The organism is Actinoallomurus sp. CA-142502 (genome assembly GCF_050936355.1).
GTDB classification, from domain to species: domain Bacteria; phylum Actinomycetota; class Actinomycetes; order Streptosporangiales; family Streptosporangiaceae; genus Actinoallomurus; species Actinoallomurus iriomotensis.
Window position 1 is genome coordinate 506024 of sequence record NZ_JBNJMY010000001.1, and the last position, 19518, is coordinate 525541.

Sequence of the window (19518 nt, forward strand, 5' to 3'; positions counted from 1 at the left end):
TGGGTGAGTCGGTGGTCTGTCTAGCCACTCCAGCAGTTCGAAGCCGGTGGTGACAAGGGGCATCGATCCCTGTCACCGGGCCCCGCGAAGGGTACCCGGTGCCCGCCGATTAGGGTCGTCCGAATGAACGACCCATTTGCCCATGTCGCGGGGTTGCCCGGGGTTCCTGAATCCGTCGCCGCGGCGCGGGAGGCGGTGGACCGGTTGCTCGGTCATCGGATCCTGCGGCGGCGGAGCGCGGAGGTCTCGGCGGAGTCGGCCCTGCGCGGCGCCCGTGCGTCCGCGGAGCTGGAGGGGGCGCCGGCCTCGCTCGAGGACGTACGGGCGGGGCTGGTGGAGGATCCGCTGATCCAGGGGGCGCTGCGGGTGTCGGCGTCCCTGGGGTCGCTGGCGCCGACGTGGCGGGTGGCGCCGCGTCAGGCGCTGGCGCGGTTGCATGTGCTGGCGGTCTCCGGCTCAGATTCCGGCTCGGATTCCGGCTCGCTGGGGCGTCCCCGTGCGTCGCTTGAGGCGGCCGATCCGCTGTCGCTGGGGGCGCCTCCGTCCCCGTCGCAGGTCGCGGAGCGGCTGTCGTCCCTGAGCGACCTGCTGACGACGCCGACCGAGGCGCCGGCGCTGGTGGTCGCCGCGGTCGCCCAGGGAGAACTGCTGGCGCTGCGGCCGTTCGGCTCGGCGGACGGTCTGGTGGCGCGCGCGGCGGCCCGGCTCACGCTGATCGACCGCGGTCTGGACCCGAAGTCGCTGGCCGCGCCGGAAGTGGGGCATGTGGAACTCGGCTCCGCTTATGTCGAGGCGATCCGCGCCTATGTCTCGGGCACTCCGTCGGGAGTCGGGCAATGGGTGAGTCACTGCGCCGAGGCCACCGCACTTGGCGCCCGGGACGCCTTGGCGGTTTGCGAGGCATTCACACGTAGATGAGCTTAATGCCCGAATTTACGAAATTGAGAGTGCAACCAAAGCGAGCGGCGTTCCCGTGGGAACGTCGCTCGCCGTCACGTCAGACCGGGTTACCAAGCGTGCACCTTCATCAGTCGGACCGGGTCAAGCCCGTCTCGACACGCCTACCGCGGCTGGTCGCGCGTGGGTGCCCGGCTGCCGTGCTCGGACTATGCGTCCGTGACACCTGTCTACGCCGAATTCTCGCAGTTGACAAGCCCTGCGCGGTCGGTCCGGCCTGTGCTCTTCGCCGGATGTTCACCGTGTTGGCGGTCGTGGGCGTGGAAGGGGCGTGTCGTTCCCGCCCTCAGGTCAAGCGGTTACCTAGAGTGATCTATGTTCCAGCCGGTTCGGTCAAGCGGCGTTCAGAACCGGCGCGAACTCGTCCGCTACGCTGCGGAACTCGCGGTCGGTGTTCAGGCTGTGACACAGGTGGTGTATGTCCGAATATGTCATGGGAGTAGTGTCCTGGATGCTTCTTGAAATAGAACGCCTCTCGACGCAACGGCCTGTGATGGGGCAGCATATGTCGAATCTGCATACACTGAGGAAGCTAGGTATACGTTGTTGCTGACGATGGCCTGTCTTCCGATTTAGGTTGACGAAGAGACTTCCCTCGGAAAAACGGGACCGGCTCTACCCCCCCAGAGCCGGACCGTACGGCGACCCCCGCTCTCCCCCCCGGCGGGGGTCGCCTCGTTTCCGCAGGCCGTCCGGTGTTCTGCGGTTTTCTCCGCCGGCCATTCCGGGTGGGTGCCAGGTAGGCCGGGGCTCCGTTGATGGCGGTGCTCGTTTCGGACGTCCGTATCGGGGCGGAGCGGGGAACCTTCCCTGGAGCGGGCCCTGTACGGTCCCTGGTCGCCGTTCCAGACGGCACCGAGATGTCCACCTGTGGTCACGCGAGTCGCCGCCCGACGACGGTGCTGAGAGGCCGCCGGCCCGCGATGGTTGAGCACGGTCGGCTGCGCACGGCGCTGTCAGCCCGATGCCGGAAGATGCGGGGCTCCCGACCGAGCTCGGCCCCTGGCCTCGGCGTTGACGGCTTCGCCGCTTTGGCCAGCGCGCGGTCGCTTTCGGGTCGTACTCGCCCATGGCCCGGCGGGCTGATCCCTGGGACCGGCAGTGCTCTCCGCAGTGCCACGCCGTTCCGGATCCCCCAGACCGCGTTGCGTACGGCTGTGCTGCCAAAGTTATCCACAGCCTGTGGACGGGTCTTTCGCGGGCTCACCTCGCGGACGCATCGTTGACCTCGCAGAACCGAGGGGGATGCCATGTCAGCTGCCGTTCTGATCGTCTCCGCCGACAGCGAGCTGGTCGACGACCTGCTCCGGCTCGCTGCCGCCGCCGACGTCGAGGCCCGCGTCGCCTCCGACGCCCTGGCCGCCCGATCGGCATGGCGCGACGCCGCGCTCATCGTCGCCGGCTCCGACCTGGCCGCCGAGCTGGCCGACTGCGCCCTGCCGCGCCGACCGGGCGTCGTCGTGGCGACCGCCGACCCGGACGGCGAGATCGTCTACCGTCTCGCCGTCGACATCGGCGCGCAAGACGTCGCCGCTCTCCCCGACGCGGAGACCTGGCTGGTCGAACGCATGGCCGCCGCCACCGAGCCATCCGTCTCCGGGGCGACCACGATCGCCGTCCTGGGCGGCCGCGGCGGTGCCGGCGCCAGCGTGCTCGCGGCGGCCCTGGCGAGTTGCGGGGCGAAACGCGGGCTCCGCACGCTGCTCGTCGACGGCGACCCGCTCGGCGGCGGCATCGACCTGGTCATGGGCGCGGAAGGCGCTCCGGGCGCCCGATGGTCCGACTACTCCGAGCGCCGAGGCCGCCTGAGCAGCACCGCCCTGCACGATTCGTTACCGGCCCGCGGGGGTCTCGCCATCCTGTCGTGGCACCGCGGAGCCGTCGAACCGGTAGCTCCGGACACCATGCGATCAGTCCTCGACGCCGGCGCCCGGGGTTTCGACCTGGTCGTCACGGACCTGCCCCGCCAGCTCACCGACGCCAGCGCCGAGGCCCTGGCCACCGCCGACATGACGCTGATCGTCGTTCCCGCCGAGGTACGGGCCGCCGTGGCCGCTGACCGCGTCGCCGACCAGGCCCGTCCCTACACCCGAGACCTCCGCCTCGTCGTGCGCGGCCCCGCGCCGGGCGGCCTCAAGCCCGGCGTCATCGCGGAGTCGCTGCGACTGCCACTGGCCGGCGTCATGTCCGCCGACCGGCGCCTGGCCGCCGCCATCGAACGCGGCGAGCCCCCGGGCACCGGCGGTCCGCTCAACGCGTTCTGCGCCCGTTTCCTCGGCGGTCTCGCCCCAGCCCGCCGCCCCCGCATCCACGACCAGGCCTCCTGATGTAGATCACCGCTCGTGCAGCCCCGACCGACGCCGAACGCCATACGCCGGCTCCACCGGACGTCGGTTGCTCTTCCCTGCCCTCGGAGGTAGCAGATGAATGACCTCACCGACGCCGTACGTGCCCGCCTCATCGGTGCCGGCGTACAGCCGACCGCCGCCCAGGTGGCCGCCGCGTTACGCGCCGAAGGCCGCATGCTGGGCGACACCGAGGTCCTTTCCCTGGCCGACGAGGTACGCGCCGACCTGGTCGGCGCCGGTCCGCTCGAACCCCTCCTGCGCGACCCCGGCGTCACCGACGTCCTGGTCAACGGCCCCGGCGAGGTATGGGTGGACGCGGGTGACGGTCTCCGCCTGACCCAGGTGCGCTTCGCCGACGAGCCCGCCGTACGACGTCTGGCCCAGCGCCTGGCCGCCCTGGCCGGACGCCGCCTGGACGACACCGCCCCGTACGCCGACGCCCGCCTGCCCGGCGGCATACGGCTGCACGCGGTCCTGCCCCCGATCGCGTCCGCCGGCACGACGCTGTCCCTGCGGCTGCCGAGACGCCGCGCCTTCACCCTCGACGAGCTCGTGGCCGCCGGCGCGGTCCCCGCGGCCGGAGCCGCCCTGCTCGGCGGCCTGGTGGCAGCCCGTGTCGCGTTTTTGGTCACCGGAGGCACGGGCTCGGGCAAGACGACGTTCTTGTCGTCCCTGCTCTCCCTGGCCGATCCGGGCGAGCGCCTCATCTTGGTCGAGGACTCCGCCGAGCTCCGCCCCGCCCACCCGCACGTGGTCACGCTTGAGGCTCGTCCGCCCAACGTCGAAGGCGCCGGTGGCGTCACCCTCCACGACCTCGTACGCCAGGCACTGCGCATGCGCCCCGACCGCCTGGTGGTCGGAGAGGTACGCGGACGCGAGGTGGTCGACCTGCTGGCCGCCCTGAACACGGGCCACGAGGGCGGCTGCGCCACCGTCCACGCGAACACCCCGGCCGACGTCCCCGCCCGCCTGGAGGCTCTGGCCTGCGCGGCCGGCCTCACCCGCGACGCCGTGCACAGCCAACTGTCCGCCGCCCTCGACGCCGTGATCCACCTGGTCCGCGAGCCCCCAGGCGGCCGCCGCCGCGTCGCGGAGATCTGCGTCTTCGAACGCACCGAAACCGGTCTGGTGCAGGCCGTCCCCGCAGTCCTGTTCAGCTCGGACGGCGGCACCACCCACGGCCCCGGCATGCCCAGTCTGCAAACCCGCCTCACCGGGCGCCCCCGATGACCGCCTGGGCGCCGGCTTGCACGCCCGTCCTGGCGCGGACACTGTCGCCGTCGTGCCGTGCGGTGTTCCGCCTGAGGTTGAGGTTCGGGTCGGTGTCGGCGGGCGTGGCGGAACCGTCCCCGTCGCTCTGCTCAGCTCTACAAGACCCGCCTCGTCGGATGCCTGCGGTGATGGTCTTGGCGGAGGTCTGTATGTCCGTTGCGGCATGGGCGCAGTCGCTGTCGTGCCGTGCGGTGTTCCGCCTGAGGTTGATGTTCGGGTCGGTGTCGGCGGGCGTGGTGGAGCCGTCCGCGCCGTCCTGTTCGGCTCGGACGGCGGCATCGTCCACGGCCCGGGCATGCCCACGTCGCGAACCCGCCTCGTCGGACGCCCGCGATGACCGCCTTGGTGGCGACCTGCATGTCCGTCTTGGCGCGTCTGTTCTCGCGGGGTGGGCGCGGTGATCGTCTTGGCGATGGCGGTGTGCGTGTTCGTCGCGGTGTGGGTGGTGTCGTTGCCGTCCCGGGCGGCGTTCCGCCTGACCGCGGTCCTCGGGCCGAGACCGGCAGGCGCCACGGGACCGGTGCCGAGCGCCGTGATCGCCCGGCTGCGAGGTACGGCCGGCTCCCTGACCGGCCGCCGAAAACGGCTGGCCGGTCGGCGCAGCGCCGTCATCGAACTCTGCGACGCCATCGCGACGGAACTCGCCGCCGGCCGCCCGGCGGCCACCGCCCTGACCTCCGCCGCCGAAGCCCTCCAGGACGTGCCGGGCCTCAGCGCCGTGACCGACGCCGCCCGGAACGGCGACGACGTGGCCGAGGCACTGATCCGAGCCTCGCAAACGCAGGGCAACGAGGCGTTACGCCTTCTCGCCGGCTGCTGGCGCATCGGCGTCGACCGAGGCGGAATGCTCGCCGCCGTCATCGACGGGCTGGCCGACTCTCTCCGCGACGAGCAGTCCCACCGCGAGGACATCGCCCTGCAACTGGCCGGTCCGCGAGCGACGGCCCGGCTCCTGGCCGTCCTACCCGCGCTCGGCCTGGCGATGGCCGCCGCCCTGGGCGCGAAGCCATGGACGTTCCTGTTCGGCTCACTGCCGGGCGCCCTCTGCCTTTGCTTGGGCGCCGCACTCGACGCCCTGGGCCTGTGGTGGACCTCCCACCTGGCCACGTCAGCGGAACACCTCCAATGACCGCCGAACCACGCACCGAGAGCACTCACATGACGACAAGCCAGGACGCGTCGGCCATCTCCTCCGACCACGGGACCGCGCACCGAAGGCACCCTCGTGAGGACAAGCCAGGACGCGTCGGCCATCTCCTCCGACCACGGGACCGCGCACCGAAGGCACCCTCGTGAGGACAAGCCAGGCCACGTCGGCCATCTCCTCCGACCACGGGACCACGCACCGAAGGCACCCTCGTGAGGACAAGCCGGGCCACGTCGGCCATCTCCTCCGACCACGGGACCACGCACCGAGAGCACTCACATGACGACAAGCCAGGACAGGTCAGCCATCCCCTTTGGTCGCCGGGCCGCCCCACCGAGCGGCGACACCATGAAGAGGCACGGCAGCACGACGGAGCACAGCGGCACGGCCATCGCCGCTCTGCCTGCGCGGGCGAAGCGTTCGCCGTCATCGTCCTGGGGTGTCGGCCCCTGGCCCGTACAGGCCGAAACCCCATCCCGACGACGCGCCGCCGCCCACCATTCCTCCCGTCGCGTACATCGGCCGCTCCCGAATCCGTTCCGCCGTACTCGGCATCTGATCGCACGGTCGCCTGTCGGCAGAGTCTGTCCGTGGCCGGACTTGTTCCGCCGCGCTGGCGTTCGCCGCTGGGACGCGCCGAGGGCCGACGGAGGGGGCCGGCGCCCATCGCAGGCGGGCTTGTCCCGCAAAGCCGAGCGATGACAATGGCGACGACGCTGCTGGCCGTACTCTGCTGCGGCGCCGCAGGCTTCCTGGCCGTACCCGGCAACGAGGCCACCAGGCGACTGGCCAGGATTTCTCTCACCCCGACCGCGGTCGCCGCTCAACACGGCAAACGAGACGCGCGCATGCGCTGGGCGGTCGGAGGCCTGGCCGGTTTCGTCTCCGGCTGGCTGATCGGTGGAGTCGCGGGCTGGACGGCCGGCGTTCTGATCACCGTGGGTTGCATACGCGTGCTCTCCCGCCTCGAACCCCGAGCCGTGAGGCAGCGCCGAGCCCGCATCATCTCCGAACTCCCTCTGGCGATCGACCTGCTCGCCGCATGCCTACGCGGCGGCGGTGCGTGGCACGCGTCGGTAGAGGCCGTCGCGGAAGCGGTAGGCGGCCCACTCGGCGAGGCGCTGGCAGGAGTGGCGGCCTGCGTCCGCCTGGGCGCCGATCCGGCCCGGGAATGGCTGAACCTCGCCAACGACCCCACCCTGGCCCCTCTGGGCCGAGCCGCCGCAAGAGCCGCCACCGGAGGCGCCCCGGTCGCCACGACCCTGGCCCGCCTGGCCCGCGACCAACGACGTACCGCCCGCACCGCCGCCTCGGCCCGAGCCCGCACCGCCGGCATTCGCGCGGTCGCCCCCTTGGGCCTCTGCTTCCTCCCCGCCTTCATCCTCCTGGGGATCGTCCCGGCCATCGCCGGCATGGCCAGCAACGTGCTACTCCCCTGAGAGTCTGGCCGGGGATCCGGGGATCCCCACCGAGGATCCGCCAGCCGTACCCGCCCATCGGCACCACAGCGATGGACGGCCTGTTGTCGGATCCGCTTACGACTGGGGTGAGCGACTCCCCAAGATCCACGTTCAAGATCTCCTAGGAGCGCGGTCGCCGTCACCGAGGACCTGGAGCTTCCAGACTGCCCTTTGGGTCCTTCCAGCGACGGCGCGCGTCAGGCTGTGGCGGCTCAGCGGTGTTCACCCGAGCGGAATGACCACGAACGGTGACGGCAGCTTGCGCCTCCCGAGAAGGTGCATCGTCTAATCCGATGCGCTGGAACGCTGCGTCCGCCCGTCGGGTCCGCCGACCACACATACGGCCGCCGGCTCGTACGGCTGCGCGGCGAACTTCATTCCGTCCAGCACGAACCTTCGACGGCAGAACCGTGTCCTGCGGCTAAGCCCTGAGGGTCGCGCACTCGCGGATGGTCACCTCATACAGCGAGGCCGGCGTTCGGCTCCGAGCTCACCTCTGGAGCTCCGCTTGTCCGGCCTACGACCTGGCCGAGGTCACCGAGTTATCCACAGAACCGCATTCATCTGGTCTGGCAGGAACAGCCCCGTCACGCTGAGTCATGGCGCTCCCGCGCCCACCACGTGAGGAGGGATCTCATGCACAAGCTGTCCGCACTGTGGCGTCGATGCCGCCACTACGGCGATCGAGGCATGTCCACCGCGGAGTACGCAGTGGGCACAGTCGCGGCCGCGGCTTTCGCCGGTGTGCTGTTCAAGATCGTAACCAGTTCGGAAGTCCGAAAGATGCTCTTAGTGATCATCCATCGAGCGCTCAACCTGGTCGGATGAGCCGATTCAGCCACGCTCGCGCCACCTCGGCTGAGTACCCCGACGCACGTGTGGCAGCCCCGACGCCTCCGTCAGGCCGACCGAGGGCCGGACAACGCCGTGCACAACGGTCCGGTGCACACCTGCCCGCCGGGGATCACCACGCACAGCCGAGCGGCGCGGGCGCACCGGCCGCAGATTACGGCCCACAGCCGTGTGGCGCAGGTCCGCCCACCGGCGACGACCGCCCACGGCTGTCCGGTGCACGCACGCCTACCAGGGTTGATCGACGATGCGCCAGGTGCGCACGCTGCCGCTGGAGGCGCGGCAGCGGCAAGGCGGGCCGGGAATCGACGGCTTGCCCACAGCTGTGCAGTGGGGGTGTGCGCGCTGTGGGGACGCCAGCGGTCGGGCCGCCGGTAGGCGGGCCGCGCGGCGGCGGGTGGGTCACCGGCCGCTACGCAGCGGGTCGGTGGTCAGGGTATGCACGCATCCGGAGTGCGTTTTCTCGGCGCCTTGGCCAAAGGGCGCGACGCGGTACGGCGACGGGTGGTCGGGGCGTCCCGCTCTTATGGGGCCAGCGTGGCTCGATTACGGCTGAGACGGCCGTCGCGTTGCCCGCGCTGGTGGTCGTCATGGCGGTCGCGTTGTGGGGTGTGAGCGCGGCGGCCGCGCAGATCGCCTGTCTCGACGCGGCGCGCGCCGGGGCGAGGGCGGCGGCACGAGGAGAGCCGCAGGCAGAGGTGCGTTCGGCGGTGCTGCGGGCCGCGCCGCCGAACGCCCGAGTCGCCCTGAGCCGCGACGAGACCACCACGAAGGTCGTCGTCCAGGCACAGGCCGATTCGCCGCTGCGAGGTCTCTTTCCCGCCTTGCAGCTCGAAGCCCAGGCCATCGCCGCCACAGAACCCCAACCGAACGCCACCGGCCCGCCCGAGGACGGCGGTGCACCACCGATTCCGACCGGAGCAAAGAAGGAGGACGCCAACGTGCCGCCAGACGAGTGATCGAGACGGGTACGTGCAGGGGCGGCGCTCATCGCGATTGCGTGACCGGCCTCTCGGGGCGTCGGCCGTGGCCTTCGCAGGGGTGCCGAAGTACGCCTTCGCGTTGGTCGCGCCGTGGGTGATCGCCGTCCAGCTCGTGCCGTCGGCCGCGAACTGCAGAACGGCGGATCCGGCCATGGCAGGAGCGTTCGGTATCGCCCGCCACGCTGTGCGCCATCCGCGTGTGACCGGTCACGGCCGCCGTCCATGGCACGCGTCGGCGATGGCGGTATGCCGTGGTCCGGCGGGGGCGCAGTTCTTTCAAGATCGCTCTGAGCATTCTCAGCCGCCGGATCCCCTTCTCCGGGGGCGGCGGCCTGAGCGGCAATGGGCGACTGGCGTCTTCGGCAAGTGGGCGGCATGCCGTTGGTTCGGTGTGTCCGCGGTTCTCGTCGGAGCGAGAGGGAGGTGTAGGGCGATGCGCGACCGTCGAGTGGGCGATCGGGGCTCGGGAACCGTCTGGATGCTCGCACTGATCGGTCTGACGTGGGCGCTGGCCATGATGGCGATGACGGTCGGCGGGGTGCGTGCTGCTCGGCATCGTGCCTACGCCGCTGCGGATCTCGCGGCGCTCGCCGCCGCCTCGCACTCCGCGGACGGGCCACGGGCCGCTTGTGGCCTGGCCGCTCGTATAGCCCGGGGTTCCGGCGGCCGGCTGCGTAGATGCGTGCTGCACGGGCGGATTTCGGAGGTGATCGTCAGTTCCGGGGTGGCAAAAGTCCCGGCGCTTCGACGTCTGACCGCTACCGCGCGCGCTCGTGCCGGACCGGAGAGGCTCCCGGCGGCTGCGACCAGGCGGCACTCCGGCGGTTGACTGCTGCCGAGGGTCGGCGAGCGTTCGCGTTCGCGCGGTTCGGAGCGTTCGCGGCGCGAGTGGGGGAAATCGCGGGGGGTTCGTTACTGAGATCGATTGCGATCGTTGCATTTTGTGGGAAACCGTGACTCTATTAGAGACAGAGTCCGATAGGGTGACTATCGGCTTTCGGTGATCACTTGGTTCGCGGTCGACCGGGGGCTGATGAACCCCTCCGGCATCATGGGGCCGCCGACTCGGGGATCGGTGCTGGTCGTCTGGTGCCGCTTGGCCAGTGACGATGAAGGGTTCTCGACGAAGGGACGGCGTCGTGACGAGGGTCCGCAAGGCAGCCACGGTCGGCCTGATGACCCCGATGGCCGCCGCAGCGATCGCCGTCGGTCTCAGCCAGCCCGCGCATGCCGCCGAGTCGTGTCCGCCACTCGGGAGCGCGACCATCACGGCTCCTTCTGGGACCGTCACGGCGGGTTCGAGCGTTCACGTCGGTGCCCAGATCAGCGGTCTGATGCTGCTGAGGGCCCACTTGCAGATCTCCGGGCCCGGCCTGGACCAGCAGGTCGGCAACAGTGTCATGTCCGGCAAGATCGAGGGCGACGTCACTGTTCCCAAAGCCGGTGCCTTCACGCTGGCGGTCATCGGCAACGGCACCGGGTGCACGTACAAGACCGAGGGCTTCTCGGCGAAGGCGCGGCCATCGCCGGCGAAGTCGACGCACACCGCCGCGCCCAGCAAGACTCCCACCTCTGGCAGTGGCAGCAAGGGCAGCAACGGCACGTCGTCCGGTGTGGGTTCGCTGCCGACCGGAAACGTGGGCAACGGCGCCACGATCGGGAACAACCCGCTGAACGGCGCTTCACCGTTCAGCCTTCCGTCCGTCGCGCCCGACGGCTCCGGGCTGGGCTTCGAGTACCCCAGCCCTGAACCGCAGGTCGCTTCACCGCTGTCCCAGCCGGTCGCGCGGAACGTCTCCCAGACCACCCCGATCAAGTGGGGGCAGAGCCTCGCCATCGCGCTCGTGCTGCTGATCATCTCGGCGCACCTGGGCATGTGGTCCCGCCGCCAGCGCCTCGCCGCTGAAGGGGCACGCGCCATCGGCGGCGGCAAGCGGGCCGGCCGTGGAAGGCTGAAGGCCAAGGGCGGCAGGAGCCGGAAGGCCACCGCGACGATGGCTGCGACGGGTGTTCTCACCAAGCCGGCGGCCGATGAAGCCTCGTCGGCCGCGACGGGCTCCAGCGCGGTCGACTCCGACACACCGTCCGGTGCGCTCAAGACCACCGCTGCGTCGGGCACGGCCGAAGTGGCGGAGCCGTCCGACGCCGACACGCTCGATCTCGGTGAGCCCGTCGACACCGACCAGGTGCCCGGCGAGGCGGAGACCGTCGACCAGGCCAACACCACCGATGGCCAGCAGGCGGACAGCACGGCGCCGGACGGGTCCGCCTCGCGCCGCCGCGGTTCGGGCCGTGGCTACCAAGGACGCCGCCGCCGTAACTGAGCCGTCCGACACGGCCAGAGCGGTTCAATCGGACCGGCCGTGGGTGGCTCCACCGACTCGGTCGGTGAGCTGGAGGCGACGAGCTTCGGCCGGGTCATCCGAGCATGACGGGCAACGTCGTTGCAATCCGGACGCTCCGGGCCGCCTTGAGGCGCCGGCCGGGCGAAAGCCCGGCTGTCGGCCACCACCGGTTCCGGCGTTTCGGCAGGTGGCTGTCGGGTCGCCCAAGTGACCGGGCAGCGGGGTAGCCGCGGGCCGGTCTGCGCGGGTCTCTTGATTTCGGCCGAGGGTTGTTCAGTGCCTTTGGGCCCTGCGGTGGGTTGTAGCCAGCCGGTGCGAGGTTTCGGTCGGGGGCTGGTGAATGCCTTTGAGCCCTGAGGTGGGGTTGTAGCCAGCCGGTCCGCCGGTGCGGCCGGTTCTCCGTGCTTTGGCAAAGGCGAGCCGTGTCGGCGTACTCCTACAGATGCGTAGGCGAGTACGGATAATCGTGCAGGCTCGTGGCTGCCCGGTCGATGTGCTGGCGATCGGTGGGCTGAGTGTCGGAGGTCCTATTTAGGCTGCCAGCCGTGGATCTTGAGCTCTCAGGGCGGCGCGTGCTGGTGTCGGCGAGCAGTAGTGGTATCGGCGCGGTGGTGGCTCGGCGGCTGGCCGATGAGAGATGTGCGGTGCTGGTGCATGGCCGTGACGCCGCGCGGGCCACGGAGGTCGCCGACGGGGTGCGCGCTGAGGGTGGTGAGGCTGAGGTGGTGCTGGGCGACCTCACCGACGACAAGGCCGCTGCGGAGGTGGCCGCGCGGGCCCGCTGCTGGGGCGTGGACGTACTCGTGAACAACGCAGGGCCGTTCGTCGAGCACGACTGGGACACCGTCGAGCCGTCGGAGTGGCTGGATGCGATGAACGGCAACGTCGTCTCGGCGGTGCGGCTGATTCGCGCGCTCGTACCACCGATGCGCGAGCGCGGCTGGGGGCGGATCATCAATGTGGGAAGTCGTGCGGCGACGAGCCCGTTGCCGAACATGGTGGACTACTCGGCCGCGAAGGCCGCCGTGGTCAACATGACCACCGGGCTGGCCCGTCACCTTGCCGGCTCGGGGATCACGGCGAACACCGTGAGCCCAGGGGTGATCGTCACCGAGGGCATGCGGCGGATGTTCGAGGACCGCTCGGCGGCGCAGGGCCGACGCGCATCGTGGGCCGACCTGGAGCCGCAGGTGCTGGCCGAGTACGCGCCGAACCCCAGCGGAAGGCTCGGTACCGCGGACGATGTCGCAGCCGCGGTGGCCTTTTTGGCCAGTCCGCTGGCTGGTTACATCAACGGCATCGACCTGCGCGTCGACGGCGGCATTACCCCGGTTCCGTAAAGCACGATCACCAAGCGAGGTATGTCACGGCAGCCGGCATGGTGATCACCTCTGCACGTTTTTCTGTACCAGGCGGTGGGGCTGTCAGGCGGACTGGTCGAAGAACGGGGACACCGGGTCGCGGTGGCCGGCGACCGGGATGTCGCTCGTCGTCTGGGGGGCTCCGCCGCGGGCGCGGGCTCGGGCGAGTTCGCGCTGGAACTGCTGGCGTTCCATCTCCAGCGTGGTCAGCGACTCCTCATGCTCTTCCCGCAGTTCGCGAAGTTGGCGCCGGACGCGCATCGAGCGGCCCAGGGCCAGCGACGAGATCGTCAGGCCGATGACGAAGAAGATCGTGACGATGATGCCGGCGACGAAGACCTGGGCCTGCGACGTCACTCCGGGCACGTGCTGTCCGAACACGCTGAGTGTCGCCGGGGCGGTGTTCTCGGCGATGATGCCGACGGCCACGCAGACGGCGGCGCCGGCCAGGATGAGGCCCACCAAGATCATCGGACGTTATCCCCTCATCGGCGAGGAAACCGGTAAGACGTGACACCATCCAACCAAAGTGGCGATTCGGTCAAGTCATGATTCCTGGGGCGCTTGTTTCAGCAGAGCGTCGAGCAGGTCCAGCGCGCCGGCCTTGTCCAACGGCTCGTTGCCGTTGCCGCACTTGGGCGACTGGATGCATGACGGACACCCGTGGTCGCACTCGCACGCGGCGATGACCTCGCGAGTCGAGCGCAGCCACGACGCCGCGCGCTCGTAACCGCGCTCGGCGAAGCCCGCGCCGCCCTCGTGGCCGTCGTACACGAAGACCGTCATCCGCGAGGTGTCCGGGTGCAGCGCCGTCGACACGCCGCCGATGTCCCAGCGGTCGCACGTCGCGAACAGCGGCAGCAGGCCGATGGAGGCGTGTTCGGCCGCGTGCGCCGAGCCGCCCACGTCGGCGTCGCCCAGGAACGACGTGTCCGGCAGCGTCCACCACACGGCCCGCGTACGGAGTGTGCGCGGCGGCAGGGTGAGCGGCCGTTCGCCGAGCACCTGGCCGCTCGCCAGCCGCCTCATCTGGTACGACACGACCTGCTGCGTCACCTCGACCGTGCCGAAGCACAGGGTCGCCTCGCCCCACGACGTCGAGCGCAGCGTCTCGAGGATGGAGATGTCCGTGACGTCGCGCGCGGTCGTCGTGTAGTCGGGGTCGGCGGCCTCGACCAGGGCGACGGAGTCGGAGAGGTCCAGGGTCCGCACGACGTACGTCTCGCCCTGATGCAGGTAGACCGCGCCCTCGTGGACCATCGTGTGCGCGGACGGCTCGTCGACCGTGCCCAGGAGGCGTCCGGTCGGCGCCTCCACCACCTGCACCGGTGGCCCGCCCGCGCCGCGGATGTCGGCCAGCTCGCTGGCGCGCTCCCGTTTCGTCCAGAACCAGCCCGCCGGGCGGTGCCGCAGCATGCCCCGGCGTACGAGGTCGGGCAGCACCTCGGCGGCCGACGGGCCGAACATCGGCAGGTCCGCCTCGGTGAGCGGCAGTTCGGCGGCGGCGGCGCACAGGTGCGGGGCCAGGACGTACGGATTGTCGGGGTCGAGGACCGTCGCCTCCACCGGCGTGCCGAAGATCGCCGACGGGTGGTGCACGAGGTAGGTGTCGAGCGGGTCGTCGCGGGCGATGAGCACGGCGAGCGCGTCCTGGCCGGCCCGGCCGGCGCGGCCCGCCTGCTGCCACAGCGACGCGCGCGTGCCCGGCCAGCCGCAGACGATCACCGAGTCGAGCCCGGACACGTCGACACCGAGTTCGAGGGCGTTCGTCGAGGCGAGGCCCACCAGCGACCGCGAGCGCAGGGCCTTCTCCAGCGCGCGGCGTTCTTCGGGCAGGAAGCCCGCCCGGTACGCCGCGACCTGCGCGGGCAGTGACGGCGAGATCTCGGCCAGCGCCCGTTTGGCGCCCAGCGCGACCGACTCGGCGCCGCGCCGCGAGCGTACGAAGGCCAGGGTCTGGACGTCCTCGACCACGAGGTCGGCGAGCAGGTCGGCGGCCTCGGCGGTCGCCGTACGGCGTACCGGCGCGTCGTGCTCGCCGCGCAGTTCGGTCAGCGGTGGTTCCCACAGCGCGAACGAGGTCGCGCCGCGCGGCGAGGCGTCGTCGCACACCTCCGCGACGGACACGCCCGTCAGGCGGGACGCGGCGGCGCCGGGCGAGGACGCGGTCGCCGAGGCGAGGATGAACACGGGCGTCGTGCCGTACCGCGCGCAGACCCGCCGCAGCCGCCGCAGCACCTGCGCGACGTGGGAGCCGAAGACACCGCGGTAGCCGTGGGCCTCGTCGACGATGACGTAGCGGAGGCGGCGCAGGTACGGGGCCCAACGGGCGTGTCCCGGCAGGACGGTGCGGTGCAGCATGTCGGGATTGGTCAGTACGTAGTTCGCGTACTGCCGGACCCACGTGCGGTCCTCGGGGGGCGTGTCGCCGTCGAAGGTCGACGCGCGCAGCTGGGCCAGCTTGAGCCCGCGCAGCGCGCGGAGCTGGTCGGCGGCCAGCGCCTTGGTCGGCGAGAGGTAGAGGACGGCGCCGCCGTCGAACACCGCGTCGAGGGCGGGCAGCAGGTACGCCAGCGACTTGCCCGAGGCCGTACCGGTCGCGACGATCACCGAGGTGCCGTCGTGCGCGAGCTCCGCGGCGCGCACCTGGTGTTCGTAGGGACGCTCGATGCCCGCGTGGCGCAGGCGGTCGAGGAGCAGCCGGGGTGCCCACGAGGGCCACTCGGCGTGTCGTCCCTCGCGTGCCGGGACGTTCTCGACGTGGGTGATGCGCTCGCGGTTGCGCGGATCGTTCAGAAGCCGGCGCAGGACGTCGGACGTCGGCCGGGAGGGCGGCGTCCGCGTGCCGCTGGACTGCGAGGTGTCTATGGCCTGCGTCACTCCTTCTCATCGGAGCGGTTCGGCGTGTGGAGGTTTCCAGTCTGGCATCCTGGGCACAACGCTTTGAACCGCCGTCCGTGGTGCCCCCCAGGGCTCACATGAGACCCGCGGCACGTGGGGGAAGTCGCCCTGTGTGCCGATTTCGTGTAGACACGGTGGCGGAGCGTGGTTGAATCACGGCGGGGTCCCGTGCCCCGACTTTTATACGCGGTACGGCGCAGGAGGATCTGTGGACCTGAAGGTTAGCGACTACACCACTGACGATGACCTCACCGTCATCAACGTGGAGGGAGAGATCGACGTCTACACCGCGCCGAAGCTCCGCGAGAAGCTCATCGACCTGGTGAACAAGGGGAAGTACCACCTCCTCGTTGACATGGAGAAGGTGGAGTTCCTCGACTCGACCGGTCTGGGCGTCCTCGTCGGTGGCCTCAAGCGGGTGCGGGCGCACGACGGATCCCTCGAGCTCGTCTGCACGCAGGAGCGCATCCTCAAGATCTTCAGGATCACCGGCCTGACCAAGGTCTTCGGCATCTTCGACTCGGTCGACGACGCGCGAGAGAACCGCAAGAAGCAGAAGTAGGCCGGGGATGGCGCCCGAGATAGCCCCCAGGACAGCGACCGTCGAGCTCACCTTCAGCCCTCTGCCGGTGCACGTACGCACCGCGCGGCTCGTCGCCACCGCCGTCGCCCGGCGGGGCGGGGTGGAAGAGACCCTGCTCGACGAGGTACGGCTGGCGGTGGGTGAGGCCTGCTCGCGTGCGGTGGAGGCACACCAGCAACAGTGCCCCGCCGAGCCCGTCCGGGTGGAGCTGCGGGACGGGGCGGACCGTTTCGAGGTCGTGGTGACCGATCGCGTGCCCAACGACGACCCGGCGGCCGGAGGGACCCCTGAGGTCTCGCCCGACCTGGCCGAACTCAACGGCAACCTCAACCTGGGGTTCGCCGTGATCGCCGGGCTCGCCGACGATGTGAACATCTCCTCGACGCCGTCGGGTGTCGAGATAACGATGAGCTGGCCGGCCAAGAAGGATTGAGTCGCCGACGAGAGCCCCTTCGGGCCGCGCACCGCCGCGGCCCGGAGGGGTTCTTTGTGTTCGCCCGGCCACCCCCTGTAAAGGGGGTTTTCGGGTCGTGTGTATAATGTCCGTTTAAGCGGCCCAATATGATCACATTGGGTAAGGCGCATGGTCTACTGCGAATTGACTAATTTGCGAGGCGCGCGCCATTGACCTGGAAAGACGCCTTTACCTAACACCTGCAGATTAAGGTCAGGTGTAGGTGACGTCACATCTCTATCCCGATATCGTTAAGCAATCGAGCAGGCTTCTAATTCCGGCTACGCATGCGTAGACTCCCGGCACCATTGCCCGCCTGACGCGTGGTAATGGCCGGTCAGCCCTCGTAGGCGACCGGACCTAACGCCCTGTCGAGGAGGATGCATGTCTGGGCTTCATGTGCCCGCCCAGGCCAGTGCGGAATTGAATCTCGGCGGCAGCGACCTGACTCTGGTGGTCGTTGTCGGTGTGATCGCTCTGCTTGCGCTGGCCGTCGCCGGCGTCCTGGTCCGCGAGGTTCTCGCGGCGGGCCAGGGCACCGAGAAGATGCAAGAGATCGCCGGAGCGGTGCAAGAAGGTGCGCTCGCGTACCTCAAGCGCCAGTTCCGTACGGTCGGTATCTTCGTGATCCTGATTCCCTTTCTGTTGCTCCTGTTGCCGGAGCACAAATGGGGAGTAAGGATCGGTAGATCGGTCTTCTTCGTCATCGGTGCGCTGTTCTCCGGCACTACGGGATTCACCGGCATGTGGCTGGCGGTGCGCGGCAACGTCCGCGTGGCGGCGGCGGCTCGTGAGAACGGCGAGAAGCTCGCGATGCGGATCGCGTTCCGCACCGGCGGCGTCGCCGGCATGTTCACCGTCGGCCTGGGCCTGTTCGGCGCGGCCGTCGTCGTGCTCATCTACAAGGGCGACGCCCCTGCCGTGCTCGAAGGCTTCGGTTTCGGCGCCGCGCTGCTCGCGATGTTCATGCGTGTCGGCGGCGGTATCTTCACCAAGGCCGCCGACGTGGGCGCCGACCTGGTCGGCAAGGTCGAGCAGGGCATCCCCGAGGACGACCCGCGCAACGCCGCCACCATCGCCGACAACGTCGGTGACAACGTCGGTGACTGCGCCGGCATGGCGGCCGACCTGTTCGAGTCCTACGCCGTCACGCTGGTGGCGAGCCTCATCCTCGGCCGGGTCGCCTTCGGCACCGAGGGCCTGGTCTTTCCGCTGATCGTGCCGATGATCGGCGTGATCACCGCGGTGATCGGCATCTTCGCGGTGGCGCCGCGGGCCAAGGACCGCTCGGGCATGAGCGCGATCAACCGCGGCTTCTTCATCTCCGCGATCATCTCCGCGATCCTCGTGGCCGTGGCGACGTTCTGGTACCTGCCGAGCTCCTTCGCCAAGATGCACGGTGTGGATTCGCAGGTCGCCGGTGACCCGCACCTGGCCGACGTCGACCCGCGGTGGGTGGCGCTCGGTGCCGTGCTCGTCGGTATCGTTCTGGCCAGCGCGATCCAGCTGCTCACCGGCTACTTCACCGAGACCAACCGGCGCCCGGTCAAGGACGTCACCAACTCGGCCCGTACGGGCCCGGCGACGGTCATCCTGTCCGGTATCTCTCTCGGCCTCGAGTCGGCGGTCTACACGGCGCTGGTCATCGCGGCCGCCGTGTACGGCGCGTTCCTGCTCGGCTTCAGCAACACCACTCTGGCGCTGTTCGCGGTCGCGCTCGCCGGTACCGGCCTGCTGACCACGGTCGGCGTGATCGTGTCCATGGATACCTTCGGCCCGGTCTCCGACAACGCGCAGGGCATCGCCGAGATGTCCGGTGACGTCGAGGGCGAGGCCGCGAGCGTCCTGGAGAGCCTCGACGCCGTCGGTAACACGACCAAGGCGATCACCAAGGGCATCGCGATCGCGACGGCCGTGCTCGCCGCGACCGCGCTGTTCGGCTCGTTCCGTACGACGATCGAATCCGAGCTCGCGAAGGTCAACAACCCCGACCATCCGATCAAGGATGTGCAGAAGGCGCTGGGCCCGGTCTTCCGCAACTTCACCCTGAGCGTCGACAACCCGAACGTGCTGATCGGATTGATCATCGGCGCCTCGGTGGTGTTCCTGTTCTCCGGTCTGGCGATCATGGCGGTCGGCCGCGCGGCCGGACGCGTCGTGATGGAGGTGCGGAACCAGTTCCGTACCAAGCCCGGGATCATGGACTACACGGAGAAGCCGGACTACGGCCGGGTGGTCGCCATCTGCACGGCGGACGCCCAGCGCGAGCTGGCCACGCCGGCTCTGTTGGCGATCATGACGCCGATCGCGGTCGGCTTCGCACTCGGGTACGCGCCGCTGGGCGCCTACCTGGCCGGTGCGATCGCGGCGGGCGCCCTGATGGCGGTGTTCCTGTCCAACTCCGGTGGCGCGTGGGACAACGCCAAGAAGCTCGTCGAAGAGGGCAACCTCGGCGGCAAGGGCTCTGAGGCGCACTCGGCGACGGTCATCGGCGACACGGTCGGCGACCCGTTCAAGGACACCGCAGGCCCGGCGATCAACCCGCTGATCAAGGTCATGAACCTGGTCGCCCTGCTGATCGCCCAGGCGGTCGTGACGTACGCGGCGAACGACGTGCTGCGGATCATCGTCACGGTGATCGCCGTCGTGGTGATCGTCGGCGCGATCGTGATCTCCAAGCGCCGTGCGTCCTCGATCGAGGACGAGGGCGAGCCGGCCGAGGTGACCGGCGAGCCGGACGCCGAGGGAGACGCGACCGAGGCGGACGAGGAGACGGCTTCCGCCAAGGCCTCCTGACGTAGGAGCGAGTGGAAAGGGCCGGGTGGCGACACCCGGCCCTTTCGTCGTCTCTGGTC

Annotated in this window: 16 protein-coding genes; 13 read left to right on the top strand and 3 right to left on the bottom strand. The window is 70.1% G+C overall.

All coding sequences use genetic code 11. The features are described from left to right. Window positions 1-123 precede the first annotated feature (123 nt). The 3 genes from ACQEV1_RS02860 to ACQEV1_RS02870 all read left to right on the top strand — a co-directional run bounded on the left by ACQEV1_RS02860 (window position 124) and on the right by ACQEV1_RS02870 (window position 4535). Complete coding sequence (locus ACQEV1_RS02860; RefSeq protein ID WP_433390791.1) at window positions 124-918, top strand: oxidoreductase; 795 nt, start codon at window positions 124-126, stop codon at window positions 916-918. 1289 nt (window positions 919-2207) lie between these two features. Then, window positions 2208-3284 carry a septum site-determining protein Ssd gene (gene ssd, locus ACQEV1_RS02865; RefSeq protein WP_433390794.1) on the top strand — a complete coding sequence of 359 codons (1077 nt, stop codon included), beginning with the start codon at window positions 2208-2210 and terminating at the stop codon, window positions 3282-3284. Between the two features lie 96 nt (window positions 3285-3380). Beyond that, a complete protein-coding gene (locus tag ACQEV1_RS02870; RefSeq protein ID WP_433390797.1) occupies window positions 3381-4535 on the top strand; it encodes a TadA family conjugal transfer-associated ATPase in 1155 nt (384 codons plus the stop codon). Here the strand turns inward: ACQEV1_RS02870 and ACQEV1_RS02875 are convergent. After that, complete coding sequence (locus tag ACQEV1_RS02875; protein WP_433390800.1) at window positions 4516-4863, bottom strand: hypothetical protein; 348 nt, start codon at window positions 4861-4863, stop codon at window positions 4516-4518. The two genes, ACQEV1_RS02870 and ACQEV1_RS02875, sit on opposite strands and share 20 nt — an antisense overlap. Window positions 4864-4974: 111 nt before the next feature. On the opposite strand from ACQEV1_RS02875, the gene ACQEV1_RS02880 reads away from it, so the two are divergent. The 7 genes from ACQEV1_RS02880 to ACQEV1_RS02910 all read left to right on the top strand — a co-directional run bounded on the left by ACQEV1_RS02880 (window position 4975) and on the right by ACQEV1_RS02910 (window position 12704). Then, the gene (locus tag ACQEV1_RS02880; RefSeq protein ID WP_433390803.1) at window positions 4975-5706 is read left to right on the top strand and encodes a type II secretion system F family protein; all 732 of its coding nucleotides are present in this window, start codon (window positions 4975-4977) and stop codon (window positions 5704-5706) included. A 716-nt stretch (window positions 5707-6422) separates the two neighbouring features. Next, window positions 6423-7163 (top strand): type II secretion system F family protein, encoded by a 741-nt coding sequence (locus tag ACQEV1_RS02885; protein ID WP_433390806.1) that lies wholly within the window; start codon window positions 6423-6425, stop codon window positions 7161-7163. A gap of 657 nt (window positions 7164-7820) precedes the next feature. Beyond that, a complete protein-coding gene (locus ACQEV1_RS02890; protein ID WP_285584512.1) occupies window positions 7821-8012 on the top strand; it encodes a DUF4244 domain-containing protein in 192 nt (63 codons plus the stop codon). Between the two features lie 569 nt (window positions 8013-8581). Continuing rightward, entirely contained in the window at window positions 8582-8995 is a 414-nt protein-coding gene (locus tag ACQEV1_RS02895; RefSeq protein WP_433405832.1) for a TadE family type IV pilus minor pilin, read from the top strand. A 457-nt stretch (window positions 8996-9452) separates the two neighbouring features. Beyond that, a complete protein-coding gene (locus tag ACQEV1_RS02900) occupies window positions 9453-9848 on the top strand; it encodes an Rv3654c family TadE-like protein (protein ID WP_349498048.1) in 396 nt (131 codons plus the stop codon). 310 nt (window positions 9849-10158) lie between these two features. Then, window positions 10159-11343 carry a hypothetical protein gene (locus ACQEV1_RS02905; protein WP_433390811.1) on the top strand — a complete coding sequence of 395 codons (1185 nt, stop codon included), beginning with the start codon at window positions 10159-10161 and terminating at the stop codon, window positions 11341-11343. A gap of 566 nt (window positions 11344-11909) precedes the next feature. After that, the gene (locus tag ACQEV1_RS02910) at window positions 11910-12704 is read left to right on the top strand and encodes an SDR family NAD(P)-dependent oxidoreductase (RefSeq protein ID WP_433390814.1); all 795 of its coding nucleotides are present in this window, start codon (window positions 11910-11912) and stop codon (window positions 12702-12704) included. A gap of 84 nt (window positions 12705-12788) precedes the next feature. On the opposite strand, the gene ACQEV1_RS02915 is transcribed toward ACQEV1_RS02910, so the two are convergent. Both ACQEV1_RS02915 and ACQEV1_RS02920 read right to left on the bottom strand, forming a co-directional pair. Beyond that, window positions 12789-13196 carry a hypothetical protein gene (locus ACQEV1_RS02915; RefSeq protein ID WP_433390817.1) on the bottom strand — a complete coding sequence of 136 codons (408 nt, stop codon included), beginning with the start codon at window positions 13194-13196 and terminating at the stop codon, window positions 12789-12791. Between the two features lie 75 nt (window positions 13197-13271). Next, window positions 13272-15605 (bottom strand): DEAD/DEAH box helicase, encoded by a 2334-nt coding sequence (locus ACQEV1_RS02920; protein ID WP_432705669.1) that lies wholly within the window; start codon window positions 15603-15605, stop codon window positions 13272-13274. Window positions 15606-15834: 229 nt separating this feature from the next. Here ACQEV1_RS02920 and ACQEV1_RS02925 point away from each other — a divergent pair, with 229 nt between their 5' ends. The 3 genes from ACQEV1_RS02925 to ACQEV1_RS02935 all read left to right on the top strand — a co-directional run bounded on the left by ACQEV1_RS02925 (window position 15835) and on the right by ACQEV1_RS02935 (window position 19459). Further along, window positions 15835-16188: an STAS domain-containing protein gene (locus ACQEV1_RS02925; RefSeq protein WP_285584522.1), complete on the top strand. Its 354-nt coding sequence runs from the start codon at window positions 15835-15837 to the stop codon at window positions 16186-16188. Window positions 16189-16195: 7 nt separating this feature from the next. After that, window positions 16196-16642, top strand: coding sequence for an ATP-binding protein (locus ACQEV1_RS02930; RefSeq protein ID WP_285634850.1), 447 nt, complete (start codon window positions 16196-16198; stop codon window positions 16640-16642). Between the two features lie 405 nt (window positions 16643-17047). Beyond that, window positions 17048-19459: a sodium-translocating pyrophosphatase gene (locus ACQEV1_RS02935; protein ID WP_285634853.1), complete on the top strand. Its 2412-nt coding sequence runs from the start codon at window positions 17048-17050 to the stop codon at window positions 19457-19459. Window positions 19460-19518 lie beyond the last annotated feature (59 nt).

What these genes read in the sequence shown, in the direction of transcription:
- ACQEV1_RS02860 (WP_433390791.1), top strand. Translation starts at nt 124, where the DNA reads ATGAACGACCCATTTGCCCATGTCGCGGGGTTGCCCGGGGTTCCTGAA.
- ACQEV1_RS02935 (WP_285634853.1), top strand. Translation starts at nt 17,048, where the DNA reads ATGTCTGGGCTTCATGTGCCCGCCCAGGCCAGTGCGGAATTGAATCTC.
- ACQEV1_RS02885 (WP_433390806.1), top strand. Translation starts at nt 6,423, where the DNA reads ATGACAATGGCGACGACGCTGCTGGCCGTACTCTGCTGCGGCGCCGCA.
- ACQEV1_RS02890 (WP_285584512.1), top strand. Translation starts at nt 7,821, where the DNA reads ATGCACAAGCTGTCCGCACTGTGGCGTCGATGCCGCCACTACGGCGAT.
- ACQEV1_RS02900 (WP_349498048.1), top strand. Translation starts at nt 9,453, where the DNA reads ATGCGCGACCGTCGAGTGGGCGATCGGGGCTCGGGAACCGTCTGGATG.
- ssd (WP_433390794.1), top strand. Translation starts at nt 2,208, where the DNA reads ATGTCAGCTGCCGTTCTGATCGTCTCCGCCGACAGCGAGCTGGTCGAC.
- ACQEV1_RS02870 (WP_433390797.1), top strand. Translation starts at nt 3,381, where the DNA reads ATGAATGACCTCACCGACGCCGTACGTGCCCGCCTCATCGGTGCCGGC.
- ACQEV1_RS02915 (WP_433390817.1), bottom strand. Translation starts at nt 13,196, where the DNA reads ATGATCTTGGTGGGCCTCATCCTGGCCGGCGCCGCCGTCTGCGTGGCC.
- ACQEV1_RS02930 (WP_285634850.1), top strand. Translation starts at nt 16,196, where the DNA reads ATGGCGCCCGAGATAGCCCCCAGGACAGCGACCGTCGAGCTCACCTTC.